The sequence below is a fragment of the Alkalihalobacterium chitinilyticum genome (assembly GCF_029028005.1).
In the GTDB taxonomy this organism is placed as follows: Bacteria; Bacillota; Bacilli; order Bacillales; family Bacillaceae_F; genus Alkalihalobacterium; species Alkalihalobacterium chitinilyticum.
This window is the reverse complement of sequence record NZ_JAOTPO010000003.1, coordinates 196,881-218,230: the sequence shown is the minus strand read 5'-3', so window position 1 is coordinate 218,230 and position 21,350 is coordinate 196,881. Positions and strand designations below refer to the sequence as shown.

Here is a 21,350-nt window from a genome sequence, read left to right as displayed (position 1 = left end):
ACAAATCCTTGCAATGTTCAATTGTAAGAAAGGTACAAGCACTTTTCATTTGAGTTAGCCTCATTACCTTTTTACAAATAGAGGAGAAGGAGGAGTCTTATGAATAACCAGGAACAGCAGACACGAAAAGAAAGATTTCAGTTACTCCTTCAGCAAATGTTAGTACCAGAAGAGCTTGTTCAACAATATTTCCAAAATGGACAAATCCTGAAATTGACCATCCATAAAGACAGGAAAGCATGGCATTTTCAATTCCAATTAGATACGGTATTGCCGGCTAATGTATATATTGCATTTTCAGAAAGGCTTACTCAGTCCTTTGAACACATCGCAAAAGTTTCATTTTCTATTCAATACAACAACAGCCAGTTTAGTGAAGCGATGGTGGCAGATTATTGGAAAGTAATTGTTGCGCAACTGAAATCAGTATCGAATGGCTTTATTCCATTACTAGAAAAACAAACACCTAAAGTTAATAACAGGCAATTAATCATCCAAGCTAGAAATGAAGCTGAAAAGGAAGCCTTACTACGAAAATTAGTTGGTCCTATAAAAGAAACTTGTCAAATGCTAGGACTGCCAACATTTCAACTAGAAGTAGAAGTAAAAGAGTCTGTAGAAGAAATGAACAAGTTTATGGAGCAACGTGCAAAAGAAGATCACTCTAAAGTTATCGAAGCGATGATTGAAAAGAAAAAGATGGAAAAAGACGCAGATACAAGAACTGCACAATCTTCTCTTGTTATTGGTTACCAAATTAAGGATGAACCTAGACCAATTAGTGAAATCGTCGACGAGGAACGGAAAATTGCTGTTCAAGGATATGTATTTGACACAGATCTTCGCGAGTTGCGTTCAGGTCGAACGCTTCTTACTTTTAAGATTACGGACTACTCGGATTCAATTATTGTTAAAATATTTTCAAGAGATAAAGAAGATGTACCGTTACTCCAAGGAATTAAAAAAGGAATGTGGTTAAAAGTTCAAGGAATGGTACAAAACGATACATTTGTACGGGATCTTGTAATGATTGCAAAAGATATAAATCAAGTAAAGCCAATTGAGCGAATGGATACTGCTCCAGAGGATGAAAAACGGGTTGAATTACACGTTCATACGACAATGAGTCAAATGGATGGAATGGTAAATGCAGGCCGGTATGTAGAACAAGCTGCTAAGTGGGGGCATAAGGCGATAGCAATTACAGATCACGCTATCGTTCAATCTTTTCCAGAAGCTTACTCAGCTGGTAAAAAACATGGAATTAAAGTTCTATATGGTTTAGAAGCTAATGTAGTTGATGACGGAGTACCTATTGCTTATAATGAAGCGCCACGTCCTTTACTTGAAGACACGTATGTTGTCTTTGACGTTGAGACAACGGGCTTATCTGCTGTTTATAACACTATCATTGAGTTAGCAGCAGTTAAAGTAAAGAATGGTGAAATTATTGACCGTTTTGAGTCATTTGCTGATCCACATGAACCATTAACCAAAATAATCATTGATTTAACTGGAATAACCGATGACATGGTTAAAGGGGCACCAGAAATAGATGATGTCCTCCGAGATTTCCATGCGTTTTGTGGCGATGCCATTCTTGTAGCTCACAATGCGAGCTTCGATATGGGCTTCCTAAATGTAGGATATCGAAAAATTGGATTAGGGGATGCGCCAAACCCGGTAATTGATACTCTTGAGTTAGCTCGATTTTTATACCCACAAATGAAAAATCACCGCTTAAACACACTTTGTAAAAAGTTTGATATTGAACTCGTTAGTCACCACAGAGCGATCTATGATGCTGAAGCAACAGGCTTCCTAATGTGGAAAATGATAAAAGATGCGATTGAGAAAGGGCTAGAGTCTCATGATCAATTAAATCAAAACATGGGTAAAGGTGAGTTTTACAGACAACGACCGTTTCATTGTATAATTCTCGCTCAAACCCAAGAAGGATTGAAAAACTTATACGAGCTTGTTTCGATTGCTCACGTCAATTACTTTTTCCGTACCCCGCGTATACCGAGATCAGAATTACAAAAACGCCGTAAGGGCTTGTTGATCGGAGCATCTGGGTGTGACATGGGTGAAGTATTTGAGGCTATGATGCAAAAGTCGCCGGATGAAGTTGAAGAACTTGCTAAATTTTATGATTACCTAGAGGTCCAACCGCCTTCTAATTTCCCACAATTACTGGAGCGAGAGATCGTTAAAAGTGAAGCGCATCTCGAATTGATTATTCGGAATATCGTGAAATTAGGTGAGAAGTTAGAAAAGCCAGTTGTTGCAACAGGTAATGCTCATTACCTGGATGAAAATGATGCGATATATCGGAAAATATTAATTGGATCACAAGGTGGAGCAAACCCATTAAACCGAAACTCTTTACCTGTCGTTCACTTCCGAACGACTAATGAAATGTTAGATTGTTTCTCGTTTTTAGGGGGAGATCAAGCGCAAGAAGTCGTTGTAACCAACCCTAATAAAATAGCTGACAGTGTGGAGACAATTCAACCGATTCCAGACGACTTATATACACCGAATATTGAAGGTGCTGATGAAGAAGTTCGGCAGATGAGTTATGACCGTGCAAGGAGTATTTACGGTGAAGAATTACCAGAGATTGTGGAAGCGCGATTAGAAAAAGAGCTGAAAAGTATCATCGGCCATGGATTTGCCGTTATTTATTTGATTTCACATAAATTGGTTAAGAAGTCGTTAATTGACGGTTATCTAGTTGGTTCAAGGGGATCTGTAGGTTCTTCATTAGTTGCGACGATGACTGAGATTACAGAGGTAAATCCGCTCCCACCACATTACGTATGTCCGAACTGTCACCATTCGCACTTTTTTAATGATGGATCTGTAGGTTCGGGGTATGACCTACCGGATAAAGATTGCCCTGAATGTGGCACGAAGTATGTTAAAGACGGACAAGATATTCCATTCGAAACGTTCCTAGGCTTTAAAGGGGATAAGGTACCGGATATCGATTTAAACTTTTCTGGTGAATATCAACCACGGGCTCATAACTATACAAAAGTATTGTTCGGTGAAGAAAATGTATACCGTGCAGGTACAATTGGTACTGTAGCTGAAAAAACAGCTTATGGTTATGTTAAAGGATATCAAAACGATAATAACTTGCAAATTCGTTCAGCAGAAATTGACCGTCTTGTTTCTGGTTGTACAGGCGTTAAGAGAACAACGGGACAGCATCCTGGAGGTATAATTGTAGTTCCCGATTATATGAATATCCATGATTTCTGTCCAATCCAGTTCCCAGCTGATGATAAAACATCTGAATGGAAAACGACGCATTTCGACTTCCATTCAATCCACGATAACTTGCTAAAGTTAGATATTTTAGGACACGATGATCCGACGGTTATAAGAATGCTTCAAGACCTTAGTGGTATCGACCCTAAAACAATCCCGACAGATGACACTGAAGTAATGAAAATATTCTCAAGTCCAGAAGTATTAGGCGTAACCGAAGAACAAATTATGTGTAAAACGGGAACGCTTGGAATTCCTGAATTCGGGACTCGTTTTGTTAGACAAATGCTTGAAGAAACCAAACCAAGTACCTTCTCTGAACTCGTCCAAATTTCAGGGCTGTCACATGGAACTGACGTATGGCTAAACAATGCGAATGAATTGATTTATAGCGGTACGTGTGAGTTAAAAGATGTGATTGGTTGCCGTGATGACATAATGGTTTATCTAATTTATGCCGGCCTAGAACCTTCATTAGCATTTAAAATAATGGAAAGTGTACGTAAAGGTAAAGGACTACAAGAAGAGTGGATTGAAGAGATGAAAAAGAATAATGTACCGGATTGGTATATTGGTTCTTGCTTGAAAATTAAGTACATGTTCCCGAAAGCCCATGCTGCGGCATACGTATTAATGGCTGTGCGAATTGCTTATTTCAAAGTTCATTTTCCACTCCTCTATTACGCGGCATATTTTACCGTCCGAGCAGATGACTTTGATCTTGACATCATGGTAAAAGGTTCGACAAGCATTCGTGCGAAAATTGAAGAAATCAATGCGAAGGGCTTAGATGCAGCACCAAAAGAAAAAAGTTTATTAACGGTTCTCGAATTAGCGCTTGAAATGTGTGAACGTGGATTTTCGTTCCAAAAAGTCGATCTATATCGTTCAAGTGCATCAGAATTTATTATCGATGGAAATACACTTTTACCACCATTTAATGCTCTAAACGGTGTCGGTACGAACGCGGCCATCAACATCGTCCGTGCTAGAGAAGAGCGAGAGTTTCTTTCGATTGAGGATTTACAACAACGTAGTAAATCAACAAAAACGGTGATCGAACATTTATTAGATCATGGTTGTTTAGAAGGGTTACCAGAGTCGAATCAACTGTCTCTATTCTAACTTGGTCACATTGCCCTTCTGTTGCAATTAAGGAAAGATTATGATATTGTTTTTATGGCAATACTTAGAATAGGAAGAGAGAAGAGTGGGGAAACCCACTCTTTCTTATTCCTCCTTAAAAGTAAAGGGATAGAAAATTTGGAAAACTGGATATGCAATAAAGGAGGAGCCTATGAGTAATAAGGTTACGGATATTACAGAAGAGTTAGTTTCACCTATAGTAGACGAGTTAGATTTGGAGTTAGTCGATATAGAGTTCAAAAAGGAAGGAAAAAACTGGTTTTTACGAGTTTTTATAGATTCAGAAAACGGTGTTGATATAGAAGACTGTGGAACGGTTAGTGAGCGTTTAAGTGAGAAACTCGATGAACTAGACCCGATTACGCAAGCTTATTTTCTTGAAGTTTCCTCTCCAGGTGCAGAAAGACCTTTAAAAAAAGAAAAGGATCTTTATAAAGCTGTTGGGAAGAACGTACATGTAACTACATATGAACCGATTGAAGGCGAAAAAGCTTTTGAAGGCAAGTTAATTGACTTTGATGGTTCAGACTTGAAAATTGAAGTTAAAATAAAAACTCGTAAAAAAGAAATTACGATTCCTTATACAAAAGTAGCAAGCGCAAGATTAGCCATTATTTTTTAAGGTTTTTATATTGAAAGGGGGAAAGAATTCCATGAATAGTGATTTTATGGAAGCACTATCTACTTTAGAAAAAGAAAAAGGTATTAGCAAGGAAGTTATTCTAGAAGCTATTGAAGCAGCTTTAATTTCAGGTTACAAGCGTAACTTCAATCAAGCACAAAATGTTCGTGTGGATATTAACCGTGAAACAGGAGACATTAGAGTCTTTGCACGTAAAACAGTTGTTGAAGAAGTTTTTGACGCAAGGTTAGAAATTTCTCAAGATGCTGCTAAAGAGTTAAATCCTAATTTTGAAGTGGATGATGTAGTCGAAATTGAAGTGACACCGAAAAACTTTGGACGTATTGCTGCACAAACAGCAAAACAAGTTGTAACTCAACGTGTCCGTGAAGCTGAGCGTGGTATTATCTATTCTGATTTTATCGATCGTGAGGAAGATATTATTACGGGAATTGTTCAGCGACAAGATAGTCGGTTTATCTATGTAGATCTAGGGAAAGTAGAAGCAATTCTTCCTGTCAATGAACAAATGCCAAATGAAAGCTATCGCCATAATGACAGAATTAAGGCATTTATTACGAAAGTTGAAAAAACAACTAAAGGTCCTCAAATTATGATTTCACGCACACACCCTGGACTATTAAAGCGTTTATTTGAACTAGAGGTACCGGAGATTTATGATGGTACGGTTGAAATTAAATCGGTTGCACGTGAAGCCGGGGATCGTTCAAAAATTGCAGTACACGCTGAAAACCCTGAAGTTGATCCAGTTGGAGCATGTGTTGGTCCTAAAGGTCAGCGTGTTCAGACAATTGTTAATGAGTTAAAAGGCGAAAAAATTGATATTGTCCGCTGGTCTGAGGATCCAATAGAGTACGTCGCAAACGCACTTAGTCCTTCAAAGGTTGTTCAGGTAAAAGTGAACGAAGAAGAGAAGATGACTCAAGTTATCGTTCCTGATTATCAACTTTCTTTAGCGATCGGGAAACGCGGACAAAATGCACGACTAGCAGCAAAGCTGACAGGGTGGAAAATTGATATAAAAAGTGAGTCTGAAGCAGAAGAACTTGGGTTATTAGATCCTGTTGAAGAAACATTAGGCCATAATGTAGAAGAAACAGAAACGGCAGTAAATGAAACTGTAGAAGAGGAAGAAATTGAATTAGATAAGTAAGGGAGATGGAGCCAATGAAGCAACGTAAAGTTCCACTTCGAAAATGTATCGTCACCAACGAAATGAAGCCTAAGAAAGATCTCATTCGGATCGTTCGATCTCCAGAAGGGGAAGTTTCTATTGATCAAACGGGGAAAAAGAATGGACGAGGTGCATACATATCTAACGGGAAAGAATACTTTGAGCAAGCGAAGCAAAAAGATACTCTTTCAAAGCACCTTAATATTAAAGTAAGTGAAGAAATTTATGATCAATTAATTGAACAGGTTGGGAAATAATGAACGAAAATAAATGGTTGTCTCTTTTAGGGCTTGCGGCTAGAGCACGAAAAATCGTTTCAGGTGAAGAATTGGTTATAAAAGAAATACGAAAAAAACAAGTTCATCTTGTAATCGTTTCAACAGATGCATCCGAAGCAACAGGGAAAAAGTTAAACGATAAATGTACATTTTATAATACACCTATCCGAATGACTGGAACGAGAGAACTGCTTGGCCAAGCTATTGGGAAGAGAGAGAGAGTCGTATTAGGTGTTATCGACCAAGGCTTCGCGAAGAAGTTGATCTCACTAATCGATCAATAAAGGTGGAGGTAAACATATGAGGAAGATGCGAATATATGAATATGCAAAAGAAAAAAACATTACCAGTAAGGAAGTCATCGAAAAATTAAAAACTTTAGGTTTTTCAGTCACAAATCACATGTCAGTTATTGATGAGGAAGCGATGCGAAAGCTTATCGGGGATAGTAATGGAGATAAAAAAGGTGAAGATGAAGTTTCTTCAAATAAAAAGAAAGAAGACCGTCCATCAAAAATGAAAAAAACAAACAATGATGATAAAGCTAATAATCAACAAAAAAATAGTAATAAAAAAGGCAACAATAATAAGAAGCCAAAAGGGAAAAATAATTTTCAGCAAAATAATCAAGCCCAACAAAAACCTGCGAAACAACCGCTTCCTGACAAGGTTACATACTCAGGTACTTTAACAGTAGGTGAGCTTGCTAAGAAACTTCATAAGGAACCATCTGAAATCATTAAGAAATTACTCTTCTTAGGTGTAATGGCAACGATTAACCAAGAGCTAGATAAAGACTCGATTGAATTAATCGCTGGTGATTATGGTGTAGAAGTAGAAGAAGAAATTATTATTGATGAAACAAATTTCGAAGAATTTGTTGAAGAAGAAAACGAAGCTGAATTACAAGAGCGTCCTCCAGTTGTAACCATTATGGGACACGTTGACCACGGAAAAACAACATTATTGGATTCAATCCGTAATACCAAAGTAACTGCTGGAGAAGCTGGTGGAATTACTCAACACATCGGTGCTTACCAAGTAGAAACCGCTGGAAAACGTATTACGTTCCTAGACACACCAGGTCACGCCGCATTTACAACGATGCGTGCTCGTGGTGCTCAAGTTACGGATATTACCATTCTTGTTGTTGCAGCTGATGATGGTGTTATGCCTCAAACTAAAGAAGCAATCAGCCATGCAAAAGCAGCAGGAGTACCTATTATTGTTGCAGTAAACAAAATGGATAAGGAAGCAGCAAATCCTGACCGAGTTATGCAGGAATTAACGGAATTCGAGTTAGTACCAGAAGCTTGGGGTGGCGACACTATTTTTGTACCAGTATCTGCCCTACAAGGAGAAGGTATTGATGAATTGCTTGAAATGATACTACTTGTTGCTGAAGTAGAAGAATATAAGGCGAATCCAAACAGTTTAGCAAGAGGGACTGTTATTGAAGCCCAATTAGATAAAGGACGCGGACCAGTAGCCACTTTATTAGTTCAATCCGGAACTTTGAAGGTCGGTGACCCTATTGTAGTCGGTAACGCGTTTGGTCGAGTACGTGCAATGACAAATGATTTAGGTCGTCGAGTAAAATCAGTTGGTCCGGCAGCTCCTGTTGAGATTACTGGATTAAATGATGTTCCGCATGCCGGCGATCAATTTAAAGTGTTTGAAGATGAGAAAACAGCTCGTCAAATTGGTGAGACTCGTATGATTCGTCAACGAGATGAAGAGCGTAACGAGACATCTAAAGTAAGCCTTGATGATTTGTTTAATCAGATCCAACAAGGGGAAATTAAAGAGATCAACGTTATCATCAAAGGTGACGTTCAAGGGTCAGTTGAGGCGTTGCGTGGTTCACTAGAAAAGATTGACGTTGAAGGTGTAAAGGTTAATATTATCCATACTGGGGTAGGAGCAATCACTGAATCAGATATTATTTTAGCTGCGGCATCTAATGCTATCGTTATTGGTTTTAATGTTCGTCCAGATGCTAATACGAAGCGAGTGGCTGAGTCAGAAAATGTTGATATTCGACTCCACCGAATTATCTATAATGTAATTGAAGAAATTGAGAGTGCAATGAAGGGAATGCTTGACCCTGAATATGAAGAAAAAGTTATTGGTCAAGTTGAAATTCGTCAAACGTTTAAAGTATCTAAAATTGGTATGATTGCTGGTTCATATGTTACAGACGGTAAAATTACACGTGATTCTACAGTACGTTTAATCCGTGATGGAATCGTTATTTATGAAGGTGCAATCAACGCTCTTAAACGCTTTAAAGATGACGCTAAAGAAGTTGCAGCTGGTTATGAATGTGGTATTACGTTAGAGAAGTTTAATGATGTTAAAGAAGGCGATATTATCGAAGCTTACATCATGGAGGAAATTAAACGTAAATGACAATAGGTGCAGTTTACTGTGAACTATTAATTTATGACGCCCAGTCTTTAAAGGACAAACGCTCAGTTTTAAAAAGTTTAATTACAAGGATAAAACAACGTTTTAATGTATCCGTTGCAGAAATCGGACATCAGAATGTCTGGCAACGATCAGAAATTGCAGTTGTAACTGTATCCGCAAATAAAAATGTGGCAGAACAGGAAATAGATCGAGTTTTATCTTTTATTGATCGTATGACTGAATTGGAACGAACAGTTACAAACTATGAATGGCTGTAATAGCTATTAGTGAGGTGACTTTATATGAGTAATGTTAGAGCAAGCCGTGTTGGGGAACAAATGAAGAAAGAGCTTAGCGACATTATCATGCGTGAAATTAAAGACCCGAGAGTACGATTTGTTACAGTAACTGGTGTTGATGTAACAGGTGACTTGCAGCAAGCAAAAGTGTACATTACAGTACTCGGTGATGAGAAAGAGAAAGAGGATACGATTCAAGGGCTGTCAAAAGCAAAAGGATTTATTCGAACGGAGATTGGAAAACGAATACGTCTTCGAAAAACTCCAGAAATTGAGTTTGAATTTGATGAGTCCATTGAGTATGGTAACCGTATTGAAACGTTATTGACGGAAATAAACAAACAAAAAAATGATTAATTAAGAAGAGGCTGACTCATAAGTGTCTTTATACCTGACAATGAATGGACCGTAATGGCTCGTTAGAAGTAGGTAGATGACTCTTTGCTATTGGAGTCAGCCTCTTTTTTTTCACGTAAATGAGGTGATCAAATGGAATTTAATGGAATATTACCATTACATAAACCTAAAGGAATGACTTCCCATGATTGTGTTTTCCGGCTTCGAAAATTATTAAAAACGAAAAAAGTCGGACATACAGGTACATTAGATCCTGATGTAACTGGTGTATTACCTATATGTATTGGAAAAGGGACAAAAGTAGCCGAGTATATGACCGATTACCCGAAAGAATATGTTGGAGAAGTTACGCTAGGTTGGTCTACAACAACCGAAGATAGCAGCGGAGAGATCGTTGAGAAAAAAAGCGTGGATACGCCGCCTACGGTAGAGCAGGTTAAGAAAATTCTTCAATCCTTTACAGGTGAGATAGATCAAGTTCCACCTATGTATTCTGCTGTGAAAGTAAAAGGAAAGAAGTTATATGAATATGCAAGAGCAGGAATTGAAGTTGAACGACCTGTTAGACGTGTGAACATATACGAGCTACAATTAGTAGAAAATGAAATTAATACAAGCGATAATACCGCGTCTTTTTCATTCCGCGTGAAATGCAGCAAAGGTACGTATGTTCGAACCCTTGCGGTTGATATTGGAAAAGAATTAGGCTACCCGGCTCACATGTCGTATTTGCAGCGGATCGCTTCTGGGCCATTTCAATTATCAGATTGTTATACATTTGAACAACTTGAGGAAATGGTAGAAAAACATGAAATCGAAAACGTACTTTTACCAATAGAAGAAGCCATCAAACACTTTCCTTCAGCTGTTGTAGATAGCCAAACTGAGGCAAAAATTAAAAATGGATCAGTCTTACCACAATTCAAATCAATAGATGAAAATCGATTTTCTGTATATAATGAAGACGGAGTATGTTTAGCAATCTATCAACAACATCCCACAAAGCAAGGTTTGATTAAACCAGAGAAAATGTTCAGTTAACTGTAACTGTACTCAACAAAAAGAAGGTGAAAGACATTGGACGTTATCCATTTAACCTACCCATTAAAGATTAGAAACGAAAAACCAACAGTATTAGCTCTTGGCTACTTTGATGGAGTGCATATAGGTCATCAAAAGGTAATTGAAACGGCAAAGAAGGTTGCAATGGAAAAAGGTTTACTAACTTCGGTTATGACTTTTAATCCGCATCCAAAAGAAGTATTAAGAAAGCCAACAGAGCCAATGATGTATATTACACCGTTAGAAAAAAAAATTGAAGTATTGTCGCAATTAGGTGTCGACCAATTATTTGTTGTTCAGTTTGACCAGTCATTTTCAAAACTAACCCCTCAACAATTCGTTGATGACTACTTAATCAATATGCATGTACAGCATGTAGTAGCAGGTTTTGATTATAGTTACGGCCACTTAGGAAAAGGAACAATGGAAACATTACCTTTTCACTCAAGAGGAGTATTTGGTCAGACAACAGTAAATAAAGTCCAATTAGGCGAATTAAAAATTAGTTCAACATTAATTAGAAGTAAGATTGTAGATGGAGCCGTCGACGAGCTTCCTGAACTTCTCGGACGGAATTACGTTGTCGAGGGTGTTGTTGTACATGGGGATAAACGTGGACGAACTATTGGTTTCCCTACAGCTAATATTAAAGTAACTAATCGATATATGATTCCGAAGCTAGGTGTTTATGCTGTTACGTTGGATGTAAAAGGGACACTGCATGAAGGTGTGTGTAACATCGGATATCGGCCGACCTTTAAAGATGAAGAAGTCATGCCGACAATTGAAGTACATTTATTTGATTTTAACGAAGATATTTATGATGAGGCTATTTCACTTACTTTCCATCAATATATTAGAACAGAGAAAAAGTTTGGATCAATGGATGAACTTATTACACAAATTGAATTAGATAAAAATGCAGCAGAAAGATATTTTCAGCTAAATAAGGCTAAATAACTTGCATTTATCTTTAAAAAAAGGTATTCTAGTATCTGTACTAAAAGTACTAACAACCATTGCTTGGCAAAATCGATTCACCGACGTTTTGCTAGGGAATTGGTGATTATTTTGAAGGAGGTGGATAGGATGGCACTAACACAAGAACGTAAGAACGAGATCATCAGTGAGTTCAAAACTCATGACACTGACACTGGTTCTCCAGAAGTACAAATCGCTATCCTTACTGAGCAAATCAACACATTAAATGGGCACTTACGTACTCATAAGAAGGATCACCACTCACGTCGTGGTCTTTTGAAAATGGTTGGGCAACGTCGTAATCTTTTAACGTACCTACGTAATAAAGATGTAATTCGTTACCGTAACCTTGTTGATAAGCTAGGATTACGTCGCTAATCACAAGTTAACACTTAATAAAAAGCGGGAGCATTCCCGCTTTTTTATTAGGGAAAATTAATGGTTATTTTATCCATTCTGTTGGACATTTGATTTATTCTTTTATTTTAAGTATAAATAGGTAATAATAAAGACAGATTGAACGATTTTGTTTAATGAGAGGAGTACAAACCTGTATGGAACAAGAAAACCAAGTTTTTTCTTTTGAATGGGCAGGTCGCCCGTTAACAGTTGAAACAGGCCAATTAGCGAAGCAAGCAAATGGTGCTGTCATGGTCCGCTATGGTGACACAGCTGTGCTTTCAACTGTTACAGCTTCAAAAGAACCGAAAGATTTACCGTTCTTCCCGCTTACAGTAAATTATGAAGAGCGCCTTTATGCAGTTGGAAAAATTCCAGGTGGCTTTATCAAACGTGAGGGACGACCTAGTGAAAAAGCAATACTCGCAAGTCGCTTGATAGACCGACCGATTCGTCCACTTTTTGCTGACGGATTCCGTAACGAAGTTCAAGTCATTAGTATTGTTATGAGTGTAGATCAAGAATGTTCTTCTGAAATGGCTGCCATGATTGGTTCAAGTTTAGCACTAAGTATTTCTGATATCCCGTTCGACGGTCCGATTGCTGGTGTTACAGTAGGTAGAATTAACGACGAGTTTGTTATTAATCCAACACCAACTCAACTTGAGAACAGTGATATTAACTTAGTAGTAGCGGGTACAAAAGAAGCCATTAACATGGTTGAAGCCGGTGCGGACGAAGTTTCCGAGGAAGTCATGTTAGAAGCTATTATGTTTGGTCATGAGGAAATTAAACGTCTTATTGCATTTCAAGAAGAGGTTGTTTCTAAAGTTGGAAAAGAGAAGTCGGAAGTCGTTTTACGAGAACTTGATCCAGAGTTAGAGCAACAAGTTCGTGCAATCGCAGAGTCGGACTTAAAACAAGCTGTACAAGTTGTTGAAAAACACGCACGTCAAGATGCAATTGATGCAGTTATGAATGAAACAGTTGCCAAATTCGAAGAAAATGAAGAAGTTAGTTTATCTGAAGTAAAAGAAATTTTACATAAGATGGTAAAAGAAGAAGTTCGACGTTTAATAACAAAAGAAAAAGTCCGTCCAGATGGAAGGTCCATTGATGAGATCCGCGCCCTTTCTTCACAAGTTAAATTATTACCAAGAACGCATGGTTCAGGTTTATTTACACGTGGACAAACTCAAGCGCTTAGTATTTGTACATTAGGAGCATTAGGAGATGTTCAAATTCTTGATGGATTAGGAATTGAAGAATCAAAACGTTTTATGCACCACTATAATTTCCCGCAATTTAGTGTTGGTGAAACAGGGCCAATTAGAGGTCCCGGGCGTCGTGAAATTGGACATGGTGCACTTGGTGAGCGTGCATTAGAGCCGGTTATTCCAAATGAAAACGACTTCCCTTATACAATTCGTCTAGTTTCAGAAGTTCTTGAATCCAATGGTTCAACATCACAAGCTTCGATTTGTGCAAGTACATTAGCAATGATGGACGCTGGTGTTCCAATTAAGGCACCTGTTGCTGGTATTGCTATGGGTCTTGTTAAATCAGGCGATGATGTTACGGTATTAACAGACATTCAAGGGATGGAAGATGCCCTAGGTGATATGGACTTTAAAGTAGCTGGTACAAAAGATGGTGTAACTGCACTACAAATGGATATTAAGATCAGTGGTATTGATCGTAACATCTTAAAGGAAGCACTTGATCAAGCAAAACGTGGTCGTATGGTTATTTTAGATAGTATGTTAGCTGCAATCGGTGCATCACGTACTGAACTATCCGAATATGCGCCTAAGATATTGACAATGAAGATTAATCCGGATAAAATCCGTGATGTCATTGGTCCAAGTGGAAAAATGATTAATAAGATCATTGAAGATACAGGAGTTAAAATCGACATTGAACAAGACGGCACAGTGTATATCTCTTCTGTTAATCATGAAATGAACTTAAAAGCTAAGTCTATCATTGAAGACATTGTTCGAGAAGTTGAAGTGGGACAAACATACTTAGGAAAAGTTAAACGCATTGAAAAATTTGGTGCATTTGTTGAACTATTCAAAGGTAAAGATGGACTTGTCCACATTTCACAGTTGGCTGAAGAACGTGTCAATAAAGTTGAAGATGTAGTGAAGATTGGGGATGAAATTTTAGTGAAAGTTACTGAAATTGATCCACAAGGCCGTGTAAACTTATCACGTAAAGTATTACTTAAAGAACAAAAGCAAGAAAGTTAATAAGGAGAGGCTGGACAGTGACCAGTCTCTTTTTAAGCACCTTTAAAGAATGGCGGAATACTTTTCAAGCTCACTTGTTCTACCCTGTCCAATATGTGCATACGATTTAGTACAAGGGGGTAGAGCGATGAGGAGTAAGTTTAGTGTTCATTTATTTATATTTCTCTTTATTATTCTTATTGCATATGGGACGATTCAAAACCCATTTTCAGTGAATTACATAGACCAATTGAAGCAAGAATCAATCATGGTTTCTAAGATGCAAGACCCACTATATGAAAAAATTGCGACTGAGGCGAAAAAGTATGAAAAGGAGCCTATTGACGCAGTTGCAGATAAAGTTTGGAAAGCTGTCCCAGGTTACAATGGCTTGGAAGTTGATATTGAGGCTTCCTACCAGAAAATGAAAAAGGAAGCTGTCTTTGATAAGCATAAGCTCGTGTTTCGTGAACTGGAGCCAAAAGTTCATTTAGAAGACTTACCGCCACTGCCTATTTATAAAGGGAACCCAGAAAAGCCAATGGTTAGTCTTCTTGTAAACGTAGCCTGGGGAAATGAATATTTACCTGATATGTTGAAGATTATGAATAAGCATGATGTTAAGTCGACTTTCTTTTTAGATGGCTCTTGGGTAAAAAATAATCCAAAATTGGCTAAAATGATACTTGAAGAAGGTCATGAGATTGGTAATCATGCCTATTCACATCCAGATATGAAACAACTATCAGCTGCACGTATTAAAGAAGAACTTAATAAAACAAACGAAGTGATCTATGCAACATTAGAAGTTACACCAAAGTGGTTTGCTCCTCCTAGTGGAAGCTTTCGGCAGGAAGTTGTTGATATTGCTGCAAATTTAAATATGAAAACAATCATGTGGAGTGTTGATACAGTCGATTGGAAGCGACCAGATCCCCAATCGATGGCACAAAGAGTTCTGGGTAAAGTTCATCCAGGAGCTATGGTATTGATGCACCCGACTTCATCTACTGCAGCAGGCCTGGAGCAAATGATTGTCGGCATAAAAAACAAAGGGTATCAAATTGGTACCGTCTCACACTTAATGGATGAGTCAAGAATAAATTTTGGTGTAACCCTAGACTAAGTTAGGGGGATGTATATTGATACAAAAAGTTGAACTGCCAAACGGCTTACGTATACTTGTTGAACAAATACCTCATGTTCGTTCCGTTTCAATTGGAATTTGGATTGGAACAGGTTCAAGATTCGAAGAAAAACGTGAAAATGGTGTTTCTCATTTCTTAGAGCATATGTTCTTTAAAGGAACAAAGACGCGTTCAGCTGCTGATATAGCGGAGTCATTTGATTGTATTGGCGGTCAAGTGAATGCGTTTACTTCTAAAGAATATACATGCTATTATTCAAAAGTTCTAGATGAGCATGCGGAGTATGCTTTAGACGTTTTATCTGATATGTTCTTCAACTCTGTTTTTGCTCCTGAAGAGCTTGAAAAAGAAAAGAATGTAGTTTTCGAGGAAATTAAAATGGTTGATGATACGCCTGATGACATTGTTCATGATCTCTTGTCGAAGGCTAGCTTCGGTGAACACCCACTCGGGTTGCCAATTCTTGGCACTGTGGACACATTAACTTCTTTTGATGCCGATTTACTTCGTGACTATATGAGGAGATATTATACTGCAGAAAATGTAGTCGTATCCATAGCGGGTAATGTAGATGAGAAATTAATTGATAAAATCAAGGAAACATTCTCGTCAGTTCAGAAAAGTGATGGAACAGGCAATGTTGAAAAGCCAACATTTTTAGCAGAACATATCGCTAGAAAAAAGGAAACGGAACAGGCCCATATTTGTATCGGATACCAAGGCTTACAAATTGGACACGAAGATATCTACAGCCTAGTACTATTAAATAATATTTTAGGTGGAAGTATGAGCAGCCGTCTCTTTCAAGAAATTCGTGAAAAGCGTGGCTTAGCTTACTCTGTGTTTTCCTATCATACGGCTTACCAAGATGATGGGGTATTAACACTGTACTCAGGCACTGCCCCTCACCAGTTAGACGAATTGTACGATGCTGTAATGGAAACTGTTAAACAACTTAGCAAAGAAGGTATTAAAGATAAAGAACTTAATAACGGTAAAGAGCAACTCAAAGGAAACTTAATGTTAAGTCTAGAGAGTACCAACAGTAGAATGAGCCGAAACGGCAAAAATGAATTACTATTAAAACGTCACCGTTCACTCGATGAGATTATTGAGGAAATTAACAATGTTTCCATTGATGCTGTTAATGATCTAGCTAAGACAATTTTTACTAGTACACCTGCTATTTCTCTTATTAGTCCAAAGGGTGAATTACCAAAAGGGATGCAGTAATAAATATAATATGCGTTATTCCTTAGCAGCATTTAGCTAAGTAACCACTTTTTAATTACCAGGTTGAATTGAACCTGGTATTTTTTTGTCCAATTGTTCATATGAAATATAAAAGGGAAAAGATTTGACAACTAGGGGGGACAAACGTGAGGTTAAGTGAAATTAGCGGGAAGGAAATTATTGATTATCAAAAAGGAGAACGATTAGGTATTCTCGGACAGACGGACCTTGTAATTGATGAGAGTACCGGCCAAATTCAAGCCTTTATCATTCCAACCATGAAATGGTTTGGATTTGGAAAAAAAGATAAAGAAGTTAAAGTATATTGGCACCAAATTAAAAAGATAGGAACGGATATGATCATTATTGATATGGGAGAATTTCAATAAGAAACCGGAATGAAAGGCTGACATTATTGTCAGTCTTTTTATTTTTGAACTAAACACTCACCCATTCAGCATGTAATACATATGCTAGTTGTGAAATAGCTAAGGTAATTACAAATGGATATAAAATTATCCATAAAAAATTAGAGATAGCTACAAGTATTAGCTGATGTACCCCAGTCTTAGCACTAGGTTAACATCTAGCGAATAGGATTTAGAATTAAGTAATTATTCACCAATTAACCCCCACATTGATAAGTATAGGATATATCCTTTACTTATTTAGTAGTTAATTTAATAGGAAAGGGGAGGAATAGAATGCTTACTGGGAAACACATTGTCATCATGGGCGGGGATGCAAGGCAACTAGAAATTATTCGCAAGCTTTCAACACTTGATGGAAAAATCTCGATGGTTGGTTTTGAACAACTGGATGACGGATTTGTCGGTGCAACAAAGAAGCAGATTGATGAAGTCGACTTTCAGTCAGTAGATGCGATCCTATTGCCTGTTAGTGGAACTGGTCAACAAGGTGAAGTGGAAACTATCTTTTCAAATGAAGGAATCAAGTTGACTCAGGAGATTTTAAAAAAGACACCTGACCATTGCGTAGTATATACAGGGATCACAAATGATTATTTAAACCAAACGGTTAAGAGTGCAAACCGCAGACTAGTAAAGTTACTAGAACGAGATGACATAGCTATATATAATTCAATTCCTACGGTAGAAGGTACTATTATGATGGCTATTCAACATACCGATATTACGATTCACAGTTCAAAGGTAGTTGTCATAGGATTCGGTCGTGTGGGTATGTCAGTAGCAAGAACATTTGCAGCATTAGGAGCGGATGTGAGAGTAGGAGCAAGAAACTCCAGTCATATTGCTCGAATAACTGAAATGGGTCTTAAACCATTTCACACATCGAAGTTAATTGATCAAGTTTCAGATGTAGATATTTGTATAAATACGATTCCAACCTTGATCGTTTCGGCAGATGTGATTGCACAAATGCCTACAAATTCACTTATTATTGATCTTGCTTCTAAGCCAGGTGGTACTGATTTCCGTTATGCTGAGAAGCGGGGCATAAAAGCTCTGCTAGCTCCAGGTCTGCCAGGAATAGTAGCTCCCAAAACAGCGGGTCAAATATTAGCTAACGTGTTAGCTGAATTACTAAAAGATCAAGATAAGAAATAAAAAGGAGGACATGGTCATGTCATTAAAAGGAAAGCACATTGGCTTTGGATTAACCGGTTCTCATTGTACGTACGATGAAGTTTTACCTTTAATGAAAAAATTGGTAGAAATGGGGGCTAAGGTTACTCCATTCGTCACTCATACAGTGGCATCAACAGACACAAAGTTTGGAAAAAGTGAAGACTGGATCCAAAAAATTAAAGAAATTACACAAGAGGATATTGTTGATTCAATGCCAAAAGCTGAACCATTTGGCCCAAAGACACCATTAGATTGTATGGTTATTGCCCCAATGACGGGAAATTCCACCAGTAAATTTGCTAATGCAATGACAGATTCACCTGTATTAATGGGTGCCAAGGCCACATTAAGAAATGGAAAGCCAGTTGTGCTAGCTATATCTACGAATGATGCACTCGGGTTAAATGGGGTCAATATTATGCGTTTAATGGCAACTAAAAATATATATTTTGTTCCATTCGGTCAAGATAATCCACAGGTAAAACCTAACTCTCTAGTAGCGAGAATGGAAGCATTACCTGAAACTATTGAGTCTGCGATTGCTGGTAAACAATATCAACCAGTTTTAGTGGAAAAATTCAGAGACTAGTCCTATAACGTTGTTGCTAAAAATTTAGATTTCCCTTAAAGTTTAATAGGAGTGCTTGAGTGATTTACTGTCATTTAAGCTACGGTATGTTAAAATAGATGTCATCAATATGAACTTCTTATTTTGGTGAGTGTTTAAACATCCACTATTAAACTACGAATCTTGAAGGGAGATAGCAATTATGGCAGTTGAAAAAGGATATCATATAGCGGTCGTTGGAGCAACAGGAGCGGTAGGACAACAAATGTTAAAGACATTAGAGGAAAGAGATTTTCCAATTCAATCGGTTAAACTACTTTCTTCTAAGCGTTCTGCAGGAAAGAAGATCATTTTTAAAGGTGAAGAGATTACAGTGGAAGAAGCAACTCCAGAAAGTTTTGAAGGGGTACAGCTGGCACTGTTCAGTGCAGGTGGTTCCGTTTCTAAAGCGCTGGCTCCAGAAGCAGCAAAGCGTGGAGCGATTTGTGTTGATAATACAAGTGCGTTCCGAATGGATGAAAATGTACCTCTAGTTGTACCTGAAGTAAATGAGGAAGATTTGCGACTTCATAACGGGATTATTGCTAACCCAAATTGCTCAACTATTCAAATGGTAGTAGCTCTTGAACCTTTACGTGAAAAATATGGTATTAAAAAAGTGGTTGTGTCAACGTACCAAGCCGTATCTGGTGCAGGGTTAAATGCTATTAATGAAATGAAAGAACAAACAAGGGACCTATTGGAAGGAAAAGAAGTAACTCCAGAAGTTCTTCCGGTAGGCGGGGATAAAAAGCATTACCAAATTGCGTTTAATGCGATTCCTCAAATCGATAAATTCCAAGAAAATGGATACACTTTTGAAGAAATGAAGATGATTAATGAAACAAAAAAAATTATGCATCTTCCAGAATTAGAAGTAGCTGCTACTTGCGTTCGTCTGCCTGTTGAAACAGGTCATTCAGAATCGGTATATGTTGAAACAGAAAAGGGCGGAGCAACAGTTGAAGAAATTAAGGAACTGCTAGCTTCTTCACCAGGTGTAACGTTACAAGATGACCCAGCAAATCAAGTATATCCAATGGCAATTGATTGTGTTGGTAAAAATGATGTATTTGTTGGTAGAATTCGAAAAGATTTAGATCGAGATAACGGCTTCCATATGTGGATTGTCTCAGATAACCTTCTTAAGGGTGCTGCATGGAACTCAGTTCAAATCGCAGAGAGTTTAGTTAAATTACAATTATTGAAATAAGAGTAGGTGTCCTATGAAGGTAATTGTTCAAAAGTTTGGTGGAACGTCTGTTAAAAATGACGAGGTGCGACGATTAGCAGCTCGTCATGTTCAAAGATCGGTAAATGATGGTTATAAAGTTATAGTTGTTGTGTCAGCGATGGGTCGCAGTGGCGATCCATATGCTACCGACACATTACTAAATCTTATAAACACTAAAACGGTGGCGAAGAGAGAACAAGATCTTCTTCTTTCTTGTGGAGAAGTTATTTCTTCGGTCGTTTTTACAGATTTACTAAGTAGCTATGGTGTGCAGGCAACAGCCATGACCGGTGCTCAAGCTGGCTTCAGAACAAACGATGATTTCTCAAATGCAAAAATCTTAGAGATGAAATGTGAAAAGTTATTAAAGACACTTGAAAAAGTTGATGCAGTAGTTGTAGCAGGTTTTCAAGGTCAATCGAAAACGGGTGAAATCACAACTCTTGGCCGTGGTGGCAGCGACACGTCTGCAACAGCAATTGGAGCAGCCGTTGGAGCAGAATGGGTTGATATATTTACAGATGTAGAAGGTGTAATGACAGCAGATCCTCGTATTGTTGAAGGTGCTAGGCCCTTATCGGTTGTTACGTATAATGAAATATGTAATATGGCTTATCAAGGGGCGAAAGTCATTCACCCTCGTGCAGTAGAAATTGCGATGCAGTCAAAAATACCCATTCACATTCGTTCGACTTATTCAGACAGTAAAGGAACGATCGTAACATCCACAGTAGGAGACCAACAAGGTCAAGACGTTCAAGATCGACTAATTACAGGTATTGCCAACTTAGCTAAAGTGACACAGATTAAGGTGCTGGCTAAAGAAGGTCAATATGATCTTCAAGAAAAAGTGTTTAAGGCAATGGCAAATGAAAAAATTAGTGTTGACTTTATTAATATCAATCCATTAGGTGTTGTTTATACAGTAATGGACGAAGTTGCAGATCGTGCAATAGAAGTATTAGAACAAATGGGATATGAACCACAAGTTACACGAAAATGTGCCAAAATTTCAGCAGTCGGGGCAGGAATGACAGGAGTTCCTGGAGTAACAGCAAAAATTGTAGCTGCACTTTCGAAAGAAAACATACAAATCTTACAGTCAGCAGACTCACACACGACCATTTGGGTGCTTGTTAAAGGTGAAGATATGATTAAAGCAGTTAATGCTTTACATGACATGTTTCAGCTTGAGAAAGAAAGTATGTTTGAACCAAGCCGTTCATTGGAAGAATGATACTGTAATGTAGC

General features: G+C 37.9%; 19 protein-coding genes. All 19 read left to right on the top strand.

The window, feature by feature from the left end:
• Positions 1-99 precede the first annotated feature (99 nt).
• The gene (locus tag N7Z68_RS05990; RefSeq protein WP_275117559.1) at positions 100-4,407 is read left to right on the top strand and encodes a PolC-type DNA polymerase III; all 4,308 of its coding nucleotides are present in this window, start codon (positions 100-102) and stop codon (positions 4,405-4,407) included.
• Positions 4,408-4,579: 172 nt separating this feature from the next.
• Positions 4,580-5,050, top strand: a complete 471-nt coding sequence (gene rimP / locus N7Z68_RS05985; RefSeq protein ID WP_275117558.1) for a ribosome maturation factor RimP — start codon at positions 4,580-4,582, stop codon at positions 5,048-5,050.
• A gap of 31 nt (positions 5,051-5,081) precedes the next feature.
• Complete coding sequence (gene nusA / locus N7Z68_RS05980; RefSeq protein WP_275117557.1) at positions 5,082-6,224, top strand: transcription termination factor NusA; 1,143 nt, start codon at positions 5,082-5,084, stop codon at positions 6,222-6,224.
• A gap of 14 nt (positions 6,225-6,238) precedes the next feature.
• Positions 6,239-6,502: an RNase P modulator RnpM gene (gene rnpM / locus N7Z68_RS05975; RefSeq protein ID WP_275117556.1), complete on the top strand. Its 264-nt coding sequence runs from the start codon at positions 6,239-6,241 to the stop codon at positions 6,500-6,502.
• Complete coding sequence (locus N7Z68_RS05970) at positions 6,502-6,807, top strand: YlxQ family RNA-binding protein (RefSeq protein WP_275117555.1); 306 nt, start codon at positions 6,502-6,504, stop codon at positions 6,805-6,807. Before rnpM ends, N7Z68_RS05970 begins: the two co-directional genes overlap by 1 nt.
• A gap of 16 nt (positions 6,808-6,823) precedes the next feature.
• Positions 6,824-8,935 carry a translation initiation factor IF-2 gene (gene infB, locus N7Z68_RS05965; RefSeq protein WP_275117554.1) on the top strand — a complete coding sequence of 704 codons (2,112 nt, stop codon included), beginning with the start codon at positions 6,824-6,826 and terminating at the stop codon, positions 8,933-8,935.
• Positions 8,932-9,213 (top strand): DUF503 domain-containing protein, encoded by a 282-nt coding sequence (locus N7Z68_RS05960; protein ID WP_275117553.1) that lies wholly within the window; start codon positions 8,932-8,934, stop codon positions 9,211-9,213. The genes infB and N7Z68_RS05960 overlap by 4 nt, the downstream gene beginning before the upstream one ends.
• 24 nt (positions 9,214-9,237) lie before the next feature.
• Entirely contained in the window at positions 9,238-9,591 is a 354-nt protein-coding gene (gene rbfA, locus N7Z68_RS05955; RefSeq protein WP_275117552.1) for a 30S ribosome-binding factor RbfA, read from the top strand.
• Between the two features lie 132 nt (positions 9,592-9,723).
• Positions 9,724-10,632 carry a tRNA pseudouridine(55) synthase TruB gene (truB, locus tag N7Z68_RS05950; RefSeq protein WP_275117551.1) on the top strand — a complete coding sequence of 303 codons (909 nt, stop codon included), beginning with the start codon at positions 9,724-9,726 and terminating at the stop codon, positions 10,630-10,632.
• A gap of 36 nt (positions 10,633-10,668) precedes the next feature.
• The gene (gene ribF / locus N7Z68_RS05945) at positions 10,669-11,613 is read left to right on the top strand and encodes a bifunctional riboflavin kinase/FAD synthetase (RefSeq protein ID WP_275117550.1); all 945 of its coding nucleotides are present in this window, start codon (positions 10,669-10,671) and stop codon (positions 11,611-11,613) included.
• Positions 11,614-11,742: 129 nt separating this feature from the next.
• On the top strand, positions 11,743-12,012 hold the full coding sequence (rpsO, locus tag N7Z68_RS05940) for a 30S ribosomal protein S15 (protein ID WP_275117549.1): 270 nt from the start codon (positions 11,743-11,745) through the stop codon (positions 12,010-12,012).
• A gap of 176 nt (positions 12,013-12,188) precedes the next feature.
• Positions 12,189-14,288 (top strand): polyribonucleotide nucleotidyltransferase, encoded by a 2,100-nt coding sequence (pnp, locus tag N7Z68_RS05935; RefSeq protein ID WP_275117548.1) that lies wholly within the window; start codon positions 12,189-12,191, stop codon positions 14,286-14,288.
• A gap of 127 nt (positions 14,289-14,415) precedes the next feature.
• Positions 14,416-15,393, top strand: a complete 978-nt coding sequence (locus N7Z68_RS05930) for a polysaccharide deacetylase family protein (RefSeq protein ID WP_275117547.1) — start codon at positions 14,416-14,418, stop codon at positions 15,391-15,393.
• 16 nt (positions 15,394-15,409) lie between these two features.
• Positions 15,410-16,648 carry a M16 family metallopeptidase gene (locus N7Z68_RS05925; protein ID WP_275117546.1) on the top strand — a complete coding sequence of 413 codons (1,239 nt, stop codon included), beginning with the start codon at positions 15,410-15,412 and terminating at the stop codon, positions 16,646-16,648.
• Between the two features lie 146 nt (positions 16,649-16,794).
• Positions 16,795-17,037: a YlmC/YmxH family sporulation protein gene (locus N7Z68_RS05920; protein ID WP_275117545.1), complete on the top strand. Its 243-nt coding sequence runs from the start codon at positions 16,795-16,797 to the stop codon at positions 17,035-17,037.
• 315 nt (positions 17,038-17,352) lie between these two features.
• The gene (gene dpaA / locus N7Z68_RS05915; protein WP_275117544.1) at positions 17,353-18,237 is read left to right on the top strand and encodes a dipicolinic acid synthetase subunit A; all 885 of its coding nucleotides are present in this window, start codon (positions 17,353-17,355) and stop codon (positions 18,235-18,237) included.
• A 16-nt stretch (positions 18,238-18,253) separates the two neighbouring features.
• The gene (locus tag N7Z68_RS05910; RefSeq protein WP_275117543.1) at positions 18,254-18,847 is read left to right on the top strand and encodes a dipicolinate synthase subunit B; all 594 of its coding nucleotides are present in this window, start codon (positions 18,254-18,256) and stop codon (positions 18,845-18,847) included.
• 181 nt (positions 18,848-19,028) lie between these two features.
• Entirely contained in the window at positions 19,029-20,078 is a 1,050-nt protein-coding gene (asd, locus tag N7Z68_RS05905; RefSeq protein WP_275117542.1) for an aspartate-semialdehyde dehydrogenase, read from the top strand.
• A gap of 13 nt (positions 20,079-20,091) precedes the next feature.
• A complete protein-coding gene (gene dapG, locus N7Z68_RS05900) occupies positions 20,092-21,336 on the top strand; it encodes an aspartate kinase (RefSeq protein WP_275117541.1) in 1,245 nt (414 codons plus the stop codon).
• Positions 21,337-21,350 lie beyond the last annotated feature (14 nt).

What these genes read in the sequence shown, in the direction of transcription:
- N7Z68_RS05990 (WP_275117559.1), top strand. Translation starts at nt 100, where the DNA reads ATGAATAACCAGGAACAGCAGACACGAAAAGAAAGATTTCAGTTACTC.
- rimP (WP_275117558.1), top strand. Translation starts at nt 4,580, where the DNA reads ATGAGTAATAAGGTTACGGATATTACAGAAGAGTTAGTTTCACCTATA.
- nusA (WP_275117557.1), top strand. Translation starts at nt 5,082, where the DNA reads ATGAATAGTGATTTTATGGAAGCACTATCTACTTTAGAAAAAGAAAAA.
- rnpM (WP_275117556.1), top strand. Translation starts at nt 6,239, where the DNA reads ATGAAGCAACGTAAAGTTCCACTTCGAAAATGTATCGTCACCAACGAA.
- N7Z68_RS05970 (WP_275117555.1), top strand. Translation starts at nt 6,502, where the DNA reads ATGAACGAAAATAAATGGTTGTCTCTTTTAGGGCTTGCGGCTAGAGCA.
- infB (WP_275117554.1), top strand. Translation starts at nt 6,824, where the DNA reads ATGAGGAAGATGCGAATATATGAATATGCAAAAGAAAAAAACATTACC.
- N7Z68_RS05960 (WP_275117553.1), top strand. Translation starts at nt 8,932, where the DNA reads ATGACAATAGGTGCAGTTTACTGTGAACTATTAATTTATGACGCCCAG.
- rbfA (WP_275117552.1), top strand. Translation starts at nt 9,238, where the DNA reads ATGAGTAATGTTAGAGCAAGCCGTGTTGGGGAACAAATGAAGAAAGAG.
- truB (WP_275117551.1), top strand. Translation starts at nt 9,724, where the DNA reads ATGGAATTTAATGGAATATTACCATTACATAAACCTAAAGGAATGACT.
- rpsO (WP_275117549.1), top strand. Translation starts at nt 11,743, where the DNA reads ATGGCACTAACACAAGAACGTAAGAACGAGATCATCAGTGAGTTCAAA.
- pnp (WP_275117548.1), top strand. Translation starts at nt 12,189, where the DNA reads ATGGAACAAGAAAACCAAGTTTTTTCTTTTGAATGGGCAGGTCGCCCG.
- N7Z68_RS05930 (WP_275117547.1), top strand. Translation starts at nt 14,416, where the DNA reads ATGAGGAGTAAGTTTAGTGTTCATTTATTTATATTTCTCTTTATTATT.
- dpaA (WP_275117544.1), top strand. Translation starts at nt 17,353, where the DNA reads ATGCTTACTGGGAAACACATTGTCATCATGGGCGGGGATGCAAGGCAA.
- N7Z68_RS05910 (WP_275117543.1), top strand. Translation starts at nt 18,254, where the DNA reads ATGTCATTAAAAGGAAAGCACATTGGCTTTGGATTAACCGGTTCTCAT.
- asd (WP_275117542.1), top strand. Translation starts at nt 19,029, where the DNA reads ATGGCAGTTGAAAAAGGATATCATATAGCGGTCGTTGGAGCAACAGGA.
- dapG (WP_275117541.1), top strand. Translation starts at nt 20,092, where the DNA reads ATGAAGGTAATTGTTCAAAAGTTTGGTGGAACGTCTGTTAAAAATGAC.